This window comes from Methylocaldum sp. (assembly GCF_039794385.1).
GTDB lineage: Bacteria > Pseudomonadota > Gammaproteobacteria > Methylococcales > Methylococcaceae > Methylocaldum.
Genome location: NZ_JBDIVO010000077.1, coordinates 1 through 16,492, shown reverse-complemented (window position 1 = coordinate 16,492; position 16,492 = coordinate 1). Strand labels below are relative to the sequence as shown.

15 protein-coding genes are annotated in these 16,492 nt (G+C 58.7%); 8 read left to right on the top strand and 7 right to left on the bottom strand.

Features of this window, described 5'->3' with window-relative positions:
- Positions 1 to 213: 213 nt before the first annotated feature.
- From ABJK70_RS09170 to ABJK70_RS09155, 4 genes are all read right to left on the bottom strand, one after another.
- Positions 214 to 1,767: a HAMP domain-containing sensor histidine kinase gene (locus ABJK70_RS09170; protein WP_086134530.1), complete on the bottom strand. Its 1,554-nt coding sequence runs from the start codon at positions 1,765 to 1,767 to the stop codon at positions 214 to 216.
- A gap of 345 nt (positions 1,768 to 2,112) precedes the next feature.
- Positions 2,113 to 3,213 carry an ABC transporter permease gene (locus tag ABJK70_RS09165; protein ID WP_347257823.1) on the bottom strand — a complete coding sequence of 367 codons (1,101 nt, stop codon included), beginning with the start codon at positions 3,211 to 3,213 and terminating at the stop codon, positions 2,113 to 2,115.
- Complete coding sequence (locus tag ABJK70_RS09160) at positions 3,210 to 4,154, bottom strand: ABC transporter ATP-binding protein (RefSeq protein ID WP_347257822.1); 945 nt, start codon at positions 4,152 to 4,154, stop codon at positions 3,210 to 3,212. Before ABJK70_RS09160 ends, ABJK70_RS09165 begins: the two co-directional genes overlap by 4 nt.
- Positions 4,151 to 5,131 (bottom strand): HlyD family efflux transporter periplasmic adaptor subunit, encoded by a 981-nt coding sequence (locus ABJK70_RS09155; protein WP_166642471.1) that lies wholly within the window; start codon positions 5,129 to 5,131, stop codon positions 4,151 to 4,153. The genes ABJK70_RS09160 and ABJK70_RS09155 overlap by 4 nt, the downstream gene beginning before the upstream one ends.
- 134 nt (positions 5,132 to 5,265) lie before the next feature.
- On the opposite strand from ABJK70_RS09155, the gene pepN reads away from it, so the two are divergent.
- Positions 5,266 to 7,920 (top strand): aminopeptidase N, encoded by a 2,655-nt coding sequence (gene pepN, locus ABJK70_RS09150; RefSeq protein WP_077730498.1) that lies wholly within the window; start codon positions 5,266 to 5,268, stop codon positions 7,918 to 7,920.
- Between the two features lie 234 nt (positions 7,921 to 8,154).
- Here the strand turns inward: pepN and ABJK70_RS09145 are convergent, their stop codons facing one another.
- Positions 8,155 to 8,310, bottom strand: a complete 156-nt coding sequence (locus ABJK70_RS09145) for a hypothetical protein (protein WP_166642472.1) — start codon at positions 8,308 to 8,310, stop codon at positions 8,155 to 8,157.
- Between the two features lie 217 nt (positions 8,311 to 8,527).
- On the opposite strand from ABJK70_RS09145, the gene ABJK70_RS09140 reads away from it, so the two are divergent.
- From ABJK70_RS09140 to ABJK70_RS09120, 5 genes are all read left to right on the top strand, one after another.
- Positions 8,528 to 9,859 (top strand): POT family MFS transporter, encoded by a 1,332-nt coding sequence (locus ABJK70_RS09140; RefSeq protein WP_077730497.1) that lies wholly within the window; start codon positions 8,528 to 8,530, stop codon positions 9,857 to 9,859.
- Between the two features lie 127 nt (positions 9,860 to 9,986).
- A complete protein-coding gene (locus ABJK70_RS09135) occupies positions 9,987 to 10,940 on the top strand; it encodes a diguanylate cyclase (RefSeq protein ID WP_133716455.1) in 954 nt (317 codons plus the stop codon).
- Positions 10,941 to 11,058: 118 nt separating this feature from the next.
- Complete coding sequence (locus tag ABJK70_RS09130; protein WP_347257821.1) at positions 11,059 to 11,628, top strand: DUF99 family protein; 570 nt, start codon at positions 11,059 to 11,061, stop codon at positions 11,626 to 11,628.
- Between the two features lie 91 nt (positions 11,629 to 11,719).
- A complete protein-coding gene (locus tag ABJK70_RS09125) occupies positions 11,720 to 12,028 on the top strand; it encodes a hypothetical protein (RefSeq protein ID WP_347257820.1) in 309 nt (102 codons plus the stop codon).
- A 32-nt stretch (positions 12,029 to 12,060) separates the two neighbouring features.
- Positions 12,061 to 13,089 carry a zinc-dependent alcohol dehydrogenase family protein gene (locus tag ABJK70_RS09120; protein ID WP_347257819.1) on the top strand — a complete coding sequence of 343 codons (1,029 nt, stop codon included), beginning with the start codon at positions 12,061 to 12,063 and terminating at the stop codon, positions 13,087 to 13,089.
- Between the two features lie 38 nt (positions 13,090 to 13,127).
- Here ABJK70_RS09120 and ABJK70_RS09115 read toward each other — a convergent pair whose 3' ends face one another.
- Positions 13,128 to 13,697, bottom strand: coding sequence for a hypothetical protein (locus ABJK70_RS09115; RefSeq protein ID WP_077730492.1), 570 nt, complete (start codon positions 13,695 to 13,697; stop codon positions 13,128 to 13,130).
- 149 nt (positions 13,698 to 13,846) lie between these two features.
- Positions 13,847 to 14,347, bottom strand: coding sequence for a DUF3365 domain-containing protein (locus tag ABJK70_RS09110; RefSeq protein WP_077730491.1), 501 nt, complete (start codon positions 14,345 to 14,347; stop codon positions 13,847 to 13,849).
- A 296-nt stretch (positions 14,348 to 14,643) separates the two neighbouring features.
- Between ABJK70_RS09110 and ABJK70_RS09105 the strand changes: the two genes are divergently transcribed.
- Positions 14,644 to 15,693, top strand: a complete 1,050-nt coding sequence (locus ABJK70_RS09105) for a hypothetical protein (RefSeq protein ID WP_347257818.1) — start codon at positions 14,644 to 14,646, stop codon at positions 15,691 to 15,693.
- On the top strand, positions 15,693 to 16,492 hold an 800-nt coding region (locus ABJK70_RS09100; protein WP_347257817.1), incomplete at its 3' end, for an efflux RND transporter permease subunit. The genes ABJK70_RS09105 and ABJK70_RS09100, both read left to right, overlap by 1 nt.

The window sequence follows — 16,492 nt, the reverse complement described above, 5'->3', positions numbered from 1 at the left end:
CGGTCGCTTTAGTCGCGACCCTTCCAATCGCAAAACGGCCGTCCTGGGAGCGCCAGGACGCCCCTTCCAACAAAATCCTTTGCCGAGCCGATACGTCGGCAAGGGATTGCCGACCTACGTTCTTCCCACCCGACACGAAGCCGTACACCGAGATGAAAAACGCTCTAGCCTGCCGTGAATCTGGCGCCCCTCAGACTCGAGTCCGAGCGGGCGTTACGCCGTATTCGAACGGACTGCATCGACCTCGTCGGCATCGTCGAAAAAACGCGGCAGGTGTATCGAAAACTCCGAACCCCGGCCGGGGCCGGCACTATGGGCCTCGACTTCTCCCCCATGCATCTCCACCAATCGCTTGACCAAAGTGAGCCCAATGCCCAAGCCGCCTTGAGCGTGCGCAAGACTTTGATCGGCCTGGCTAAAAAGGTCGAAGACATGAGGCAGAAGCTCTTCCGGTATGCCGACGCCGTTATCCCTGACGCGGATGCTCACGCGGGACTCAGACGCTTCGACCGCCAGCCATATCTTTCCGCCTACATCCGTATATTTGGCGGCATTATTGAGCAGATTCGAAATGACCTGCGCCAATCGTACCCGGTCGCCTTTAACCTGGAGATGACGGTCCGGCATCGTCACCAGGAGATCATGATCGCGCGCTTCGATCAGAGGCCGGCTGGCCTCGACGGCTTGATCGATGACCGTCGCGAGATCCAGAGTCGTCGGGTGCAGGCTGATCTTTCCCTGAACGATGCGGGACACGTCGAGCAAGTCGTCGACCAGCCGAGCCAGATGATCGACTTGGCGATCGATGATGTCGCGCGCCCATCGAAGCCTCGTCTCGTCCGGCTCGAGTTTTCGCATGACCTGCACGGCATTCCGGATGGGTGCTAGCGGATTCCTGAGTTCATGGCCCAGCATCGCGAGAAATTCGTCTTTGCGGCGGTTGGCGTCACGCAACGCCTCTTCGGATCGGGCGAGTTTTTCGGTGCGCTCTCTCACCCGCTGTTCCAGTTTTTCGCAAGACTCCTGCAACTCGCGCTGCACCCTTCGTCTTTCCGCGATCTGACCGGACAATTCCTGATTGACCGCCTTTTGCCGATCCCTTGCCGAAGTGAGATCGCTCAAAAGGTCCAGATTATCGAAACGAAGCCGCAAGGATTCCGCCACGGTCGCGTACAAGCGCTCGGAAATCATCCACATCATGGCTACGAAGAGCACTAACATCGCTCCCATCGCGATATGGACATCTCCGCCGTGGCGTAGTATCTGCGCCGTATACGGAAGCAGTGCCGGCAGCAGAAAGACCAGAAAAGCGTGACGGAACGAAGATAAGGTCGACATCGCTCCCGCGACCATTCCGCCGAGCACGAAACCGAGAAATATCTGGTGCACATAACTGTGCTCGACGAAAAGGAAAAATCCTGCCAAGCCCCACAGCGCCCCGTTGGCGGCGACGCCGAGCAAGAAAAATCGGGCCCAGCGAGGTGCATCGGTGCTCGTCGGATTAGCTTGCGCATAGGCGCGGAGCAGGCCGTAACGAACCAACACGAGAGCGCCGACGGCCAATAGCCAAGCGATTGCCAACGGTCGGGAAACCTCTCGCCAGAGAATGAGGACCAGGATCGCGGCGTTGGCCGCCGTGGCGATCAAAGCCGACGGAAGCTGTTGATACAGAAGCTTGATCTGCGACGCTCGCATTTCATCCGCATGGATGGAATTTCTCTCCTTCCCAGCGAGACGGGAGCGACGGAAGCGATCAGGAATTCTCATACCCGATATCCGAATTGGACTTTAAGCACGCCTGCACCGGTCACCGCAAAATCTCGAGCGAACAGAAAGCTGGTCCACCATTCTCGAAGCCGCCCTCGCCAGAGGGGTACACGTGTTACCGCTCGCCGACGATTTCCGCATGGCGACTCCCTCGCAGCACTGTGTCAATGCAATCCGGTCTGAAAGAGCGAGGGCAGAGCGAACATCGATCGGTGGCAACCCCGGACGGTGGAAATTCTCGAACGGATTCCAATAAGACACCTTGGGGTCTCGAAAAATCCAGCAAAGAGTGCACCACAACGGCGTATCCCGAGAGGATACTCTACCTTCGCGACGTTCGCGCGATCAATCCAGCCGCTTCTTGAATCGCAGCATGGCGACGCCCAGGGTGATGAGCATGAACGCCATCAAAGCCCACATTTCGGACAGCAGTTCCGACAATTCCGCGCCGCGCAGCATGATACCCCGGATCAGCCGGACGAAATGGGTCAGCGGAAGCAATTCGGCAATATATTGTGCCGCCCTGGGCATGCCGTCGAAGGGAAACATGAAGCCCGAAATAAGTATCGAGGGCAAGAAAAAGAAAAAAGTGGTCTGCATCGCCTGAAACTGCGTCCGGGCCAGTGTCGAAATCACCAGTCCCATCGTTAAGTTGGCCGCGATAAACACCAATGCGGCTAGATAAATATCGATCATCCGGCCTTGAATCGGCACGTGGAACAGCAGAACGCCGAGCAAAAGTATCAGGCTCACTTGGATCAATCCGATGATGACGTAGGGAATGATCTTCCCCACCATGAGCTCCAGATTTCTTACCGGCGTATTGATGAGCAGTTCGAGATTGCCGCGCTCACGCTCCCGCACGATGGCCACCGCGGTGAACAGCACCATGGTCATCGTCAGAATGACTCCCATCAAGCCGGGCACGATATTGACGGCCGAGCGCCGTTCCGGGTTGTAATAATTGCGGATCTCGAACAAAGGCACCTCAGTGGTCTGCCTGGGCGCCGTATCGTAGCGCAAGCTCATTCCGGTAAGCTGACGCGCGGCAGCCAGGATCAGAGGGTCGGACCCGTCTATCATGAGCTGGGCGGCCGGTCTGTCACGCCTTGCCAGACGCTGCCCGAAATCCGAAGGAATGAAAATCCCGACCGAGATTTCACCTCGCCGAAGCAGGGTTTCCAATTGTTCCGGCGTTTCTACCCGCCGGGTAATGTCGACGACTTGAGATGCTTGCGCGTCGGCGGCCAGAATGCGGGAAAACTGCGTGTTGGCGTGATCGGCCACGCCGGCGCTCAAATGGCGCACATCGGTATTGATGGCGAAACCGAACAGCGTGATCTGCAACAGCGGAATGCCGACGATCATGCCGAACGTCAGCCGGTCGCGCCTGAGCTGGCGGACCTCCTTCCGCAGGATGGCAAAAAGTCGCAGCAGACCTTTCACGCTTGCGCTTTGAGATAGCGGCCCTGGGTGGCGGCGACGAAGACGTCTTCGAGGTTCGGGTGGGTCAACCGGGCATCGAATTGAAGCCGCTGCCCGATGAGACCCGTACGGATTAGCGCCAGCGGATCGGCAACGGATCGGTCTAGCAGCACCCGCAGGCGCATGCCGAGCTGGGTCACGCTGAGCACGCCGGGCAAATCCGTCAGCAGCCGCCGCACGGCCCTCGAATCGCCGGTTTCCATTTCCACGACGCTGGCGTCGATGCGCCTTTCCAACTCCTGCGGCGCGCCATCCGCGACCACCCGACCGCGGTCCAGGATTGCGAGGCCATGGCAGCGCTCCGCTTCGTCCATGTAGTGGGTGGACACCAAAATCGTCGTCCCCTTGTCGCAAAGCTCGAACAGGCTTTCCCAGAAATCGCGCCGGCTCTGCGGATCGACCGCGCTGGTCGGTTCGTCCAAAAACAGCAGTTCCGGCTCGTGCACCGTCACCGCCGCTAGCGCGAGGCGTTGCTTTTGGCCTCCGCTGAGTGTCCCGGCCCGCTGCCGCTCACGGTCCGCGAGATTGTATTTATCGAGCAATTGGCCGATGCGCTGCCGGGCGGACCTACGCGGCAGACTGTAGACATCGGCCATGAACTCCAGGTTTTCCCGGACCGTGAGATCTTCGTAAAGCGAGAAACGCTGGGTCATGTAGCCGATTTTTCGCTTGATGGCTTCGGCTTCGCCGGGAATACGATGCCCCAAGACTTCGGCCTCACCCTCCGACGGCGTCAGCAGACCGCACAGCATGCGGATCGTGGTCGATTTGCCGGAGCCGTTCGGTCCGAGAAATCCGTAGATCGTGGCGCGGGAAATGGCGAGATCGACGTGATCGACGGCGATGACGGTACCGAAACGGCGCGTCAGCCCGCGCGCCGTGATCGCATAGTCGCCGCTCATGGCCGCTCGGACCGCCCAACGGCCGAGAGTTCAGCCTCGACCGGAAGCCCGGCCGGCACGTTTCGGACCGTTTCGCTCAGATAGATTTTCGCGACATAGCTTAGACGCCGCCGGTCGCGCTCGGTCAGGGCGAAGAAGGGCGTAAAGACGGGATCCGAACTCACCATGCGAACGGTGCCTTGAAACGGCTCGGCGACACCGTCCAGCCAAACCCGGGCGGCGTCTCCGGGCATGACGGATACACGGATCGGTTCCGGAATGTAGACCCGTGCATAGGGCGCAGCACCGGAGAGCAGCACGGCCAGCACCGCGCCGACTTGCGGCTGATTTCCGAGCTTGAGCGGCAGGCTGTCAAGACGCCCCGCCACAGGCGCCCGCACGGTCAGGCGTTCCAGATTGGTTTCGGCGACTTGCACGGCCGCCTCGGCGGAGGCCAGCGCCTGGCGCGCCTGCTCCACTTCTTCCACACGGGTGCCGGCTTTGAGCTCCTCGAGTACGGCCGAAGCCGAGTCGCGCTCGGCAAGAGCGGCTTTAAACTCTCTTCTTGCCCGGTCCACCTCGTCCGGACTGATGAGCTTACGGGGCAGCAACTCGTTCACCCGCTCGAATTCGCGACGGCGTACTTCGTACACCTGATGCGCGCCTTCGAACCTCGCCTCCGCCTCCCGGATGCGCTCGATCCGGGGTCCCCTTTCCAGTTCCTGCAACCGGGCGGCAGCCCGATCCCGCGCCGCCGCCGCCTCGTTCAGCCGAGCCTGTTGCCGTGCCGGATCGAGGCGCACCAGAACTTGCCCCGATTCGACCCAGTCGCCTTCTTCGGCCGGAATTTCGACGATAGGCTCCGATACTTCGGCAATCAACTCCACTCGATCCCATTCCAGAATGCCGACCACGCGGCGGCTCGATTGGTCCTGTCCGCAACCGAGAAGCAGCAGCGCCGCCGCAAGGACTGAAGCATTGTAAATTGGGCGTATCATTCGCTCATGGTAACCGCTTTCGGCCATGTTCAGCCATCGAGCAAGATCGAAAGCGAATCGGAAGCCGACAGCTCTCCCGTTTCCCCGGTCTAAGCCGTATCATTCCACCATCATCGACATAAGGCTCGACCACGATGCGCGAACACACACCAAACACCGTCTACCTCAAAGACTACACGCCGCCGGACTATCTCATCGAAACCGTCGATCTTTTTTTCGAATTGGACGAGGAAAATACTCGCGTCACCGCCAAGCTTCGGGTGCGGCGGAATCCGGAATCGCCGCGCGAGCACCGGGAACTCGAACTGAACGGCGAACAGCTCTTGCTCGAATCGATCCGGCTGAACGGCCGCAATTTAAGCGCCCCCGAGTATCGTCTGACCGAAGAGACCCTGGTTCTCCCCAGCGTTCCGGACCGTCCGTTCGATCTCGAAATCGTCACCCGCATCAACCCCAAAGCGAACACCGCCTTGGAAGGGCTTTATCTCTCCAAGGACATGCTCTGCACTCAGTGCGAAGCCCAAGGGTTCAGGAAGATCACGTATTTCCCCGACCGCCCGGACGTGATGGCCAAATACACGACGACCCTGGTCGCGGACAAATCGCGTTATCCGGTGCTGCTGTCCAACGGCAACCGCATCGCGACCGGCGAGCTGAAGAACGGCCGCCATTGGGTGAAATGGGAGGACCCCTTCAAGAAACCATCCTATCTGTTCGCGCTGGTCGCGGGACGGCTGGAATGCCTCGAAGACTGTTACGTGACGGGCTCCGGCAAGGAAGTCACCTTGCAGATCTTCGTCGAAAAGCACGACCTCGACAAATGCGATCACGCCATGCAATCCCTCAAGAACGCCATGCGCTGGGACGAGGAGAACTACGGGCGGGAATACGACCTGGACCTGTACATGATCGTGGCGGTAGGTCATTTCAACATGGGCGCCATGGAAAACAAGGGGCTCAACATCTTCAACACCAAGTACGTTCTGGCCCGGCCGGACACCGCTACGGACGCCGACTACGAGCATATCGAGGGCGTCATCGGCCATGAGTACTTCCATAACTGGACCGGCAACCGCATCACCTGCCGGGATTGGTTCCAGCTCAGCCTCAAGGAAGGCTTGACCGTGTTCCGCGACCAGGAGTTCAGCGCCGACCGGACTTCCCGAGCCGTCAAACGCATCGACGAGGTCAACATGCTGCGCACCCGGCAATTCGCGGAGGACGCGGGCCCCCTCGCCCATCCCGTGCGACCCGAGTCGTATATCGAAATCAATAATTTCTATACCTTGACCGTCTACGAAAAAGGCGCCGAAGTGGTCCGCATGATCCAAACGCTGCTCGGCAAGGACGGCTTCCGCAACGGCACGGATCTCTATTTCCAGCGCCATGACGGACAAGCGGTGACCTGCGACGACTTCGTCAGGTGCATGGAGGACGGCAACGGCGTCGATCTCACGCAGTTCCGCCGCTGGTACAGCCAGGCCGGAACGCCCGAAGTGCGTATCGCCGCCGATTACGATGCGGAAACCCAAGCTCTCAATCTTACCGTGAGGCAAAGCTGCCCGCCCACGCCGGGCCAACCGGTAAAGACCCCGTTCCACATTCCTTTGGCAATAGGCCTGCTGGCGCCGGACGGCACGGAGCTGCCCTTGCAGCTCGAGGGCGAATCCGAGCCGCATCGGCAGAAAACCCGGGTGCTGGACGTAAAGGAATCCGAACAGCGCTTCCGCTTCGTCGGTCTGCCGGAAAAACCCGTGGTCTCCGCCCTGCGAGGATTTTCCGCACCGGTCCGGCTGCATCTGAAACGCGGCTACCAGGAACTCGCTTTCCTTTTCTCCCGCGATCCCGATCCTTTCAACCGCTGGGACGCCGGACAACAGTTGGCCACCCAGGTGATCCTCGATCTCGTCGGCCAATTCTCCAAGGGAGAGACGCCGGAAACCGTCGATAGCCATCTCACCGAGGCCTATCGGCAGGTGATTTCCGATCACTGGCCCGATTTGTCCTATCTGGCGTTGCTATTGACCCTGCCGTCCGAGGAATACATCAGCGCATCGATGAAGGTGATCGATCCCGATGCCGTTCACCAAGCCCGGCAAACCGTAAAACGGGCGCTGGCTCGCACCTTGGAACAGGAATTCCGCCGCCTGTATCAGACACATCATCTCGACGAGGCCGGCCGCTTCGACGCCGAGGCCGTCGGCCGGCGCCGGCTGAAGAACGTCTGTCTCGCTTACCTAGGAGAGCTGGAGACCGAAGAAGCTTATCGCCTCAGCGTCCGGCAGTTCCGCGATGCGCGCACGATGACCGATCAAATCTCGGCGTTATCGACGATCGTGAACAGCCGCAATCCGGAAAAAACCGATTGTCTGGCCGAGTTCTACGAGCATTGGCGGGAAGAAGACCTGGTGATCGACAAGTGGTTTACCCTGCAGGCCACCTGCCGTCTACCAGGAACATTGGATCGGGTCAAAGAATTGCTTTCGCATCCCGCTTTCGACTTGAAAACCCCAAACCGGGTTCGTTCGCTGATTGGCGCGTTTTCCCAGGCCAACCCGGTCAATTTCCACGTCCGCGACGGCGCGGGCTACGCGTTTCTCGCCGACCATGTCATCGCCTTGAATGCCTTGAATCCGCAAGTGGCCGCCCGAATGCTGACGGCCTTGACGCCATGGCGGCGCTACGACACGGAGCGGCAGCAATCGATGCGCCAGCAACTTCAGCGGATCGCCGGAATCGAGAATGTTTCGAAGGATGTCTACGAGGTAGCGATGAAGAGTCTGTCCTGAGCAGTCCGACGGATAATCCGGGGGAAAAAGCACTAAAAAAGCGTTGCGCTTGAAATGAGCATCGAGGTCTCGTATACCGGTTGCGGTTGCAAGGCCCCTTGCAGCTCGTTTTTCGACTGCTCAAAAACTAGCAACGTAGAATGGGCACGGTTAACCGCTCATCCTACGTTGCATTTGGCTGCCTAATACGCTTGGTGATAGGGTCGGGACCGGTAAAGCAGCTCGTGCCGGCCTTTATCGGTAAGAGGAGTTGGTGGAATCCTCGGCTATGGCCTTGGCGGCCGTGGCGTATTTGTCGTGCTCGCTTCCTTTGACCATCATCAAAGTGATCGCGACTGCAATGATGACACCGCCAATGTAGAACCAGAAGTAGTCTTTCTCTTTTTCCATTACGGCTTCCTCAGAATAGTTTTTTGCGAATGATTGTTTTTATTACTGCGCCGGAATTGGCGCGCGGGTATACAGTAACCAATGGAAATTCTGCGTTTCTTGATTTAAATCAAAAAAGGCCGAGATTGGCGGAGGCCCGTCACAGTACACGTCCGCACCACGTCGCTTTTTCCGGTACGCCGGCATTCCTAGGCGATCTGCAAACCGTGATGCAACCATGACGCCGTACCGCACCAAGCCTCTTCCGATCGAAGGACTACCGCCCGGCATCCCTTACATCATCGGCAACGAGGCGGCGGAGCGATTCAGTTATTACGGCATGCGTGCGGTGCTGGTGGTGTTCATGAGCCAATACCTGATGAGCCCTGCGGGTTATCCAGATCCTATGAGCGAAGAGGAAGCCAAGGGCTATTTTCACTTATTCGTCTCGGCCACTTATTTCACCCCGATCCTGGGGGCGCTGCTCGCCGACGGGTGGCTCGGAAAATACCGCACGATCATCGTGCTGTCGCTGGTTTATTGCTTGGGGCACTTGGCCCTCGCACTGGACGACACCCGCACCGGGCTCCTGATCGGACAAAGCTTGATCGCATTGGGCGCGGGCGGCATCAAGCCTTGCGTTTCCGCCCACGTCGGCGATCAATTCGCGAAAACCAACCGGCATTTGCTCAGCCGGGTTTATAGCTGGTTTTATTTCGCCCTCAATTTCGGCGCATTCACATCGATGCTGGTGACGCCTTGGTTGCTGGAGCACTACGGTGCCTCGACAGCGTTCGCGCTGCCGGGAGTCCTGATGCTCATCGCTACGGTCATTTTTTGGTCGGGCCGTTACCGCTTCGCCCACATTCCTGCCGGCGGGGTCGCTTTCTTGCAGGGAATATTGAGTCATGAGAGTTGGCGGATCCTTGCCCGGCTCGGCGTCATCTATGCGTTCGTAGCGATGTTTTGGGCACTGTTCGATCAGACCGGTTCGTCTTGGGTGCTACAGGCCCAGAAGATGGATCAGACATTTCTGGGCTACCGGATTCTGCCCTCGCAGATCCAGGCAGCCAATCCGTTGCTCATCATGATTCTGACGCCGCTTTTCTACTACGGCATTTATCCGAGCCTGGAACGTCGCATGCCTGTCACGGCGCTGAGGAAAATCGGCGCGGGCATGTTGCTGGCGGCTTTTTCATTCGCATTCGCGGCTTGGATTCAGCGTGCGTTGGATGCCGGCGTTTCCCTGTCCATCGGTTGGCAGCTGCTCAATTATGTCGTTCTGACCGCATCGGAAGTCATGGTGTCGATCACCTGTCTGGAGTTCTCCTACACTCAGGCTCCGCCAACCATGAAATCCTTCGTGATGTCCTTTTTCATGGTCTCCGTCGCCGCCGGAAATCTTTTCACCAGCGCGGTCAACTTTTTCATTCAGAACCCCGATGGTACTTCGAAACTGGCCGGAGCCGATTATTTCTGGTTTTTTTCGCTGCTGATGCTCGCCACTGCGATCATGTTCGCCGCCGCGAGCCGCCACTATCCCGAAGCAGCTAGAATGGCGGATGTTTGACGTTCCGAATTTTCGGCCGGAGGCCAGAAGCTTTGCGCTAGGTTCATGTCGCTCAAAACTTACTTAACCAAGCTATTTAGTCTATTTTTCGCTATAAACCCACGCCCATACGGATGAAGTGCCCAAAATGACAGCCGAGACCATCTCTCCTCAACCCGTTGCGGTAGCGCGACAAGCATTACGACGCCTGACGGAATCGGGTTTGCCGCCTACCCCGGATCATTATGCGGAGCATTATTATCTGATCGCCGGGGAATTGAGCGGACAAAAGCCGGAGCCATCGCCGGGTGAATCGACACCCGAGGCCGAAGTAACCGCCGCCGTCGACACGATCTTGCAGATTCTTACCGACACGACATTCGGTCTCGCCGCTGAGTTGGGGACGTTCGATGGCCACTTTCAGAAGCTTTTCAACGAGAAGAGCGCCGATACGCAAGACTTTTCGGTGGAGCAGGCGCTTAGCCAAATCATGAAGACGCTCTCCCAGCTCAGGCAAAGAGTCGCCGACTCCCAGGCCGAGTTACGGGAAACCCAGCAATTGCTCCAACGCGTCCAGGATGAAATAAAGGAAAGCCGAAGCTTGAGCCGAATCGATCCGCTGACGGGCATTTTGAACCGGCGCGGTCTCGACATCGTCCTGACTCGCGAATTCACGCGAAGCCGGCGTCAGAAAGATCAGATATCGATCGGCCTGATCGATATCGACTGGCTCAGCCAGATCAATGACGCCCATGGTCGTGACGCCGGCGATCAGGCGCTGACCCATTTGGTCACGGCAGCCCGCGGGCTGTTGCGAACGCAGGATATTTTCGCTCGCTTCGGCGATGAGGAATTCGTCGCCGTTTTCCCGGGCGGCAACGCCTCGGGAGCCACATTCGCTCTTGACCGTCTCCGTACCTTGCTGGACCGGATTCCATTGCGATACAACGGCAAAGCCATCCCGGTGAAAATCAGCGCAGGCGTTGCAGAAATGCATCCCAGCGACACCCTATCCGATCTGATGCAACGAGCCGAACGCTGCCTCCTCAAAGCGAAAGACAGCGGACGCAATTTGGTCATCAACGAGACCGACTTAGGCTGAGACTTGAACCCGGAAACGGCGCCGCGAGCCCCGGTCGGAACACCGGCTCAACCGGTACAGTCGAGCACGATAACGCGTTCTGGAGCTTCGAGGCTATTTCGCCGGACTGCAAGACTCAATGGCATCTCCTCGTTTTTCTCATGCGATCGGGTTCGATGATGCGCCTTTCGACCGGCATCATCGGGGCGATGTCATGATCGTAGGCGCCTTCTACGCGGGCTCTCGTCTTGACGGCGTCCTCTCGGGAAAAGTGCGCCGGGACGGTGCGAACGCGACTCGGATATTGGCTCAACTGATTACGGGTTCTCGCTTTTATCCCCATCTTCAGGCCGTTTTGCTTCAGGGAATCGCTTTCGCCGGATTCAATGTCGTCGACATACACCGGTTGCAGAAAACACTGGAACGGCCGGTGCTCGTCGTAGCCCGCCATCTCCCGAATCTCGATAAAATCCGCGATGCCTTGCTCGATCATGTTCGGGGCGGACAACGAAAATGGCGGCTTATCGAACGGGCCGGACCGATGGAGCCCATCGCCGGAGTTTACGTTCAGCGTGCCGGCTTGTCGGTAAGGGAAACCGAAGCTCTAATCCGGCTGCATGCGGTTTATGGCCGGCTGCCGGAGCCTTTGCGCACCGCTCACATCATCGCCGGCGGCATCTCCCGGGGCGAGAGTACCCATCGCGCCTGAACATCCGAGGCCCCCTGCCCTCGTGACTATTTCTTGATCTGCCCGGAGAATTTATCCGAATGCTGAATCTCAACAGGGGACCGGAGGCCAAATGAATACCTTTTTTGTTCGGGCGCTGCTAGTTTCGATGGCAATGACGGCCTTAACCGGTTGTACTTCGCTGAGCCTGGGCGGAACCGACCGGCCCATGGCGTTTCACGATACCCGCCTGCAATATGCCCTTCTGACGGACGATCGGGAAAAGCTCAGAAGGGATTTCGACATGTTTACCGAACCGACCTTCACCGAGCGCGCGGTGGCGGGCTTGGTGCTGCCTTTCGGCGCCGCCATAGAGACCCTGTTCTGGCCGGTTTCCTACGGCATTACAACCTATCTCGACGAGTACGATCCACGCCGATGACACCGGCAGGACTTTCCCGCAGGAGCGATGTCATGAAAGCGATGGTCCTCGAACGAATTTCCAAGCTGGCCGAGAATCCGGCGCCGCTGGCCCTGGCGGATTGGCCAAAACCGGTTCCGCATTCCGACGAGTTGCTGATCAAAGTCTCCGTCTGCGGCGTCTGCCATACCGAATTGGACGAGATCGAAGGCCGCACGCCCCCGCCCCGGCTACCGGTGATCCTAGGGCATCAGGTCGTAGGCCGAGTGGACGAACTCGGGTCTTCGGCCACCGGTTTTTCCGTCGGCGATCGCGTAGGCGTCGCCTGGATTCACTCGGCCTGCGGAATCTGCGCCTATTGCCGGGCAGGAAACGAAAATCTTTGCGAGCAATTCGAAGCCACCGGGCGTGACGCCCACGGCGGCTACGCGGAATACATGACGGCACAGGCAGAGTTCGTGTTCGCCATTCCCGACGCGTTCTCCGACGTCGAGGCCGCGCCCTTGCTGTGTGCCGGCGCGATCGGCTATCGCTCGCTCAAACTGACGGAACTCAAAGATGGCGAGATCCTGGGGCTTACCGGATTCGGCGCGTCGGCCCATCTGGTCCTGATGATGGTCCGCCACCGTTATCCGGGAACGCAGGTATTCGTGTTCGCCAGAAATCCGGAGGAACGCGCCTTTGCCCTGGAGTTGGGCGCGGCATGGGCCGGCGACACCGACGACGAGCCTCCGGCAAAACTGGACGCCATCATCGATACCACGCCGGTTTGGAAGCCCGTGGTCGAATCCCTGAGGCATCTCGCCCCCGGCGGAAGGCTGGTCATCAATGCGATCCGCAAGGAGGATGCCGATAAGGATTCTCTGCTACGGCTGGAGTATCCGAGCCATCTGTGGATGGAAAAGGAAATCAAGAGCGTGGCGAACGTCGCCCGAAGCGACGTCGGCGATTTTCTGGCCTTGGCCGCCGAGATTCCCATTCGCCCCGAAGTCGAAGAATACGCGCTGGAAGATGCCAATCGCGCGCTGCTCGACCTCAAAATGCGCCGGATTCGTGGAGCGAAAGTGCTGCGGGTGGCGTGAAAAGCGCTATGGACAGTCCGCACGCTAGTCCGCGGCGATCACATCCCGACAGCCTGCCTGTAGCAATAATCGAACAGCAATTGCCATTCCCGCAGTTGAATCTTTCGGCACAGGTTTTCGCCTCGGCTTTTTCCCGTTCGGCTGGCCTCGCAAAGATCGACGAACCGATGCGGGTCCCAGCGCTTCTGCTCGAGCAAGAATCGCGTCTCGGGAAGGGGCGAATCTCGCTCCGCGAGATTTTTTGCAGCCTCGCATAAATCCGGAAAAACCGGATGTTGTCCTACCCGATCGAACCAATACTTGCTGTTCCAGCTATCCGGCTCTCGGCGGTGCATGATGCCGTGCCAATAGCTGCCGGTGGAGGTAGAGACGGATTGACTGATGCGATGGCTCTCTTCGAGATAGTCGTGATAAAGCCACAAGCCGGCGAGACAGCATTTGGCCATGCCGACATCTTTTACCGGGCGAGGAAGAAATGCCTGCTCGACCGACAATGCCTGAAGCAAGGGAAAAGCCTTATCGTTAGGCGTACCCGGACCGAGCGAATTCAATCGCTCTTGGTCTAACAAGGGCTGAAAAACCGGGCCGTATTGCGCTGGATCGAACATAGACGGACTCCTTGGCAGTTCATTGCAGAATAAATGATCCGTTAGAAGCACCGCAACGTTTCGTCAGCTTGCCGGTTAAGACGAACGGAATGGAGAAGCGCCGGGTGGGAAACACGGCCCAAGACCGTGCTTCCTCGGCTTTGGATAAGTTATTCGATGACGGGAACCTTATAGGCCAGTGCGCCTATGGGACCGGTCTTACCCTTGAAATTGGCGTGGCACATTACACACTTTTCCATCACGACCGGGACTCCTGTGGCCATATAAAGATAGCGCTTGTCGCCTTCCTTGATCACCCGCGTATAGTATTCGTCACCGGACAATAGCTTTTCCTTCGCCGTCTCTTCGAAATTTCCCGTCGGACGGTTTTCTTCGGGATTGGTCAGTTGATCCGTCAATCCGATCAGGCGGGCCTCATGAAACCCGTTCTTCTTCATTTCCGCGAACAACAGCTTCGACGCCGTTGCTGCCGAAATGGAGGACGGATTTTCCACATAATGCTCGGTAATCAGCACGACCGCGGTCTTGTACAACGCATCGAGCATTTTGACCTGGTCGATTGTGCGTGCGACAGCCGGATCTTCGTTGGCACCCGCGGTACCCGCCACAGCGGCCAATAGCAAAGCAGAGAGCGAACACTTGAGTCTCATTTGGTTTTTCCTCTTTTTCTTTCTATGGGATGTGTGGAATTTAAGTCGCCGGACATGCGTGCTACACGCATCATCCGTCGGACAGCTTCCCGGCCATGACGGGAAAGCATCCGCCTTTCATTTTGGTTTTCGGTCGATACAGTGTCAAATCGTTTTGACAGATCATGTCTGATTAGAGACGCACGTCAGGGTTTTCAGGCCGATAGTTTGTGTTTCGCAAATCGGCCGGGTTATAGTCTCGCGGCTCTGAAACTATCTTTTTTTCGCTTTAATCTCACGTAGTTACGACTTTTTCAATGAAGCCGACCTTATGTCCGCCCGTCATGGCGGTTCTGCTTTCAGCTGCTCTTGTCTTTCCGGCGTTCTCCGATGATGACGACCCCGACGCGAAAGCGCGTTCCGACCGGCCGGCGTCGATTCAAAAAAGCGAACCCGAGTCCCGCAGAGCCGCGGCGGTCCGAATGACAGCGGAGCAACAAAAGGCTAGCGGCTTGACCGTCGAGGTTTTGAACGCATTGACGTTTCACCCGGAGATAATGGCCTACGGCAAAGTAGTCGACATTCAGCCTTTATTGGCTTTGCACGTTCGTTATCAAACGGCGGGCACCGAGGCCGAAATCGCAAACGCCGCCGTCGAGTTGGCTCAAAAAAACCGCAACCGGCTGACGACCCTGCACCGCGAGGACATCGTGGCCAGCCGCGATTTGGCGCAAGCCGAGGCGCAATATCAGGCCGATCGAGCCAAGCTCGAGGCCGCCCGCCGACTGATGAGGGAGATTCGGCACGAAGCCCGGCAGGCCTGGGGCGACGAACTAACCCGCATCGCCTTCGACGGCGAATCGCGTCTGTTTCAGGATTTCTTGAGCCGGAGCCGGGTATTGCTTCTGATCGCCTTGCCGAGCGGCCAATCCTTGCCGCCCGACAAGCGATCTCTGTTCGTCGCCCGTGAAAACGACCGGAGCGCGGCACACCGGGCAGAACTCATTTCTCCCGCCCCGAAAACCGACGATCTCGTGCAGGGCGAAACTTTTTTCTTTCATGCGCCAAGCGACCGACTGCGCGCCGGAATGAGAGTCAATGCCTGGCTGCCGACCTCCGGTGAGCCCTTGATCGGCATCGCCATGCCACTGTCGGCCATCGTTTGGCATGCCGGAAAACCCTGGGCCTACCGCCAGTCCGACGACCGCACATTCATCCGCACCGAAATCACCGCCTACCGCGAGCACGCCGATTTCTGGTTCGTCGACCACGGCTTTGCCGCCGGCGACAAGATCGTCGTAACCGGCGGACAGTTATTGCTCTCGGAGGAGTTCCGCGGAAATATTCCGGACGAGGACGACGACTGATGCTGTCTGCCATCATTCGCTTCGCCGTGCACCGGCGCGGAGTGGTCGTTGCACTCTCTCTCCTGCTGCTGATTTACGGCGCGCTCCGTCTCGGTCAGGCGAACCTCGACATCTTTCCCGAATTTTCCGCCCCCCGCGTGGTTATTCAGACCGAAGCACCGGGTCTTACGGCCGAACAGACGGAAACTCTCGTCACCTCGCGCATCGAAAGGCATCTTGCGGGGTTGGTCGGTCTGGACAGCATCCGGTCCGAATCCATCCAGGGCCTCTCGGTGGTGACGGCCGTCTTCGAGGAAGGCACGGACATTTACCGTAACCGGCAGCTGGTCGGCGAGCGCCTGAACATGCTCGCCGGCAAACTGCCCGTAGGCGCCGGTCCACCGGTGATGGTACCGCTTTCATCGGCCTCCGCGACGGTTCTCACTATCGGACTTAGCTCGCCTTCCCACAGCCTCATGGAGCTTCGCGATCTGGTGGACTGGACCATCGTGCCGCGTTTGCTGGCCGTACCGGGCGTTGCGGATGTGAACGTATTCGGCGGCGAAATCCGCCAATTGCAGATTCAAATCGATCCGGCCAGGCTGCGCCGCTACGGCCTGGCTGCCGGGGATGTCGTGCTCGCAGCCCGCCAGGCGACCGGCATGCCGGGGGCCGGGTTCGTGGAAAACGACAACCAGCGGATCAGTTTGAACATCGTCGGCCTTCCGGCGGCCGAGGAGACCTTGAGGCAAGTCGTACTGTTGCGCCAGAACGGCGCGAATATCACGCTGGCGGATGTCGCGACCGTAACCACGGCGCC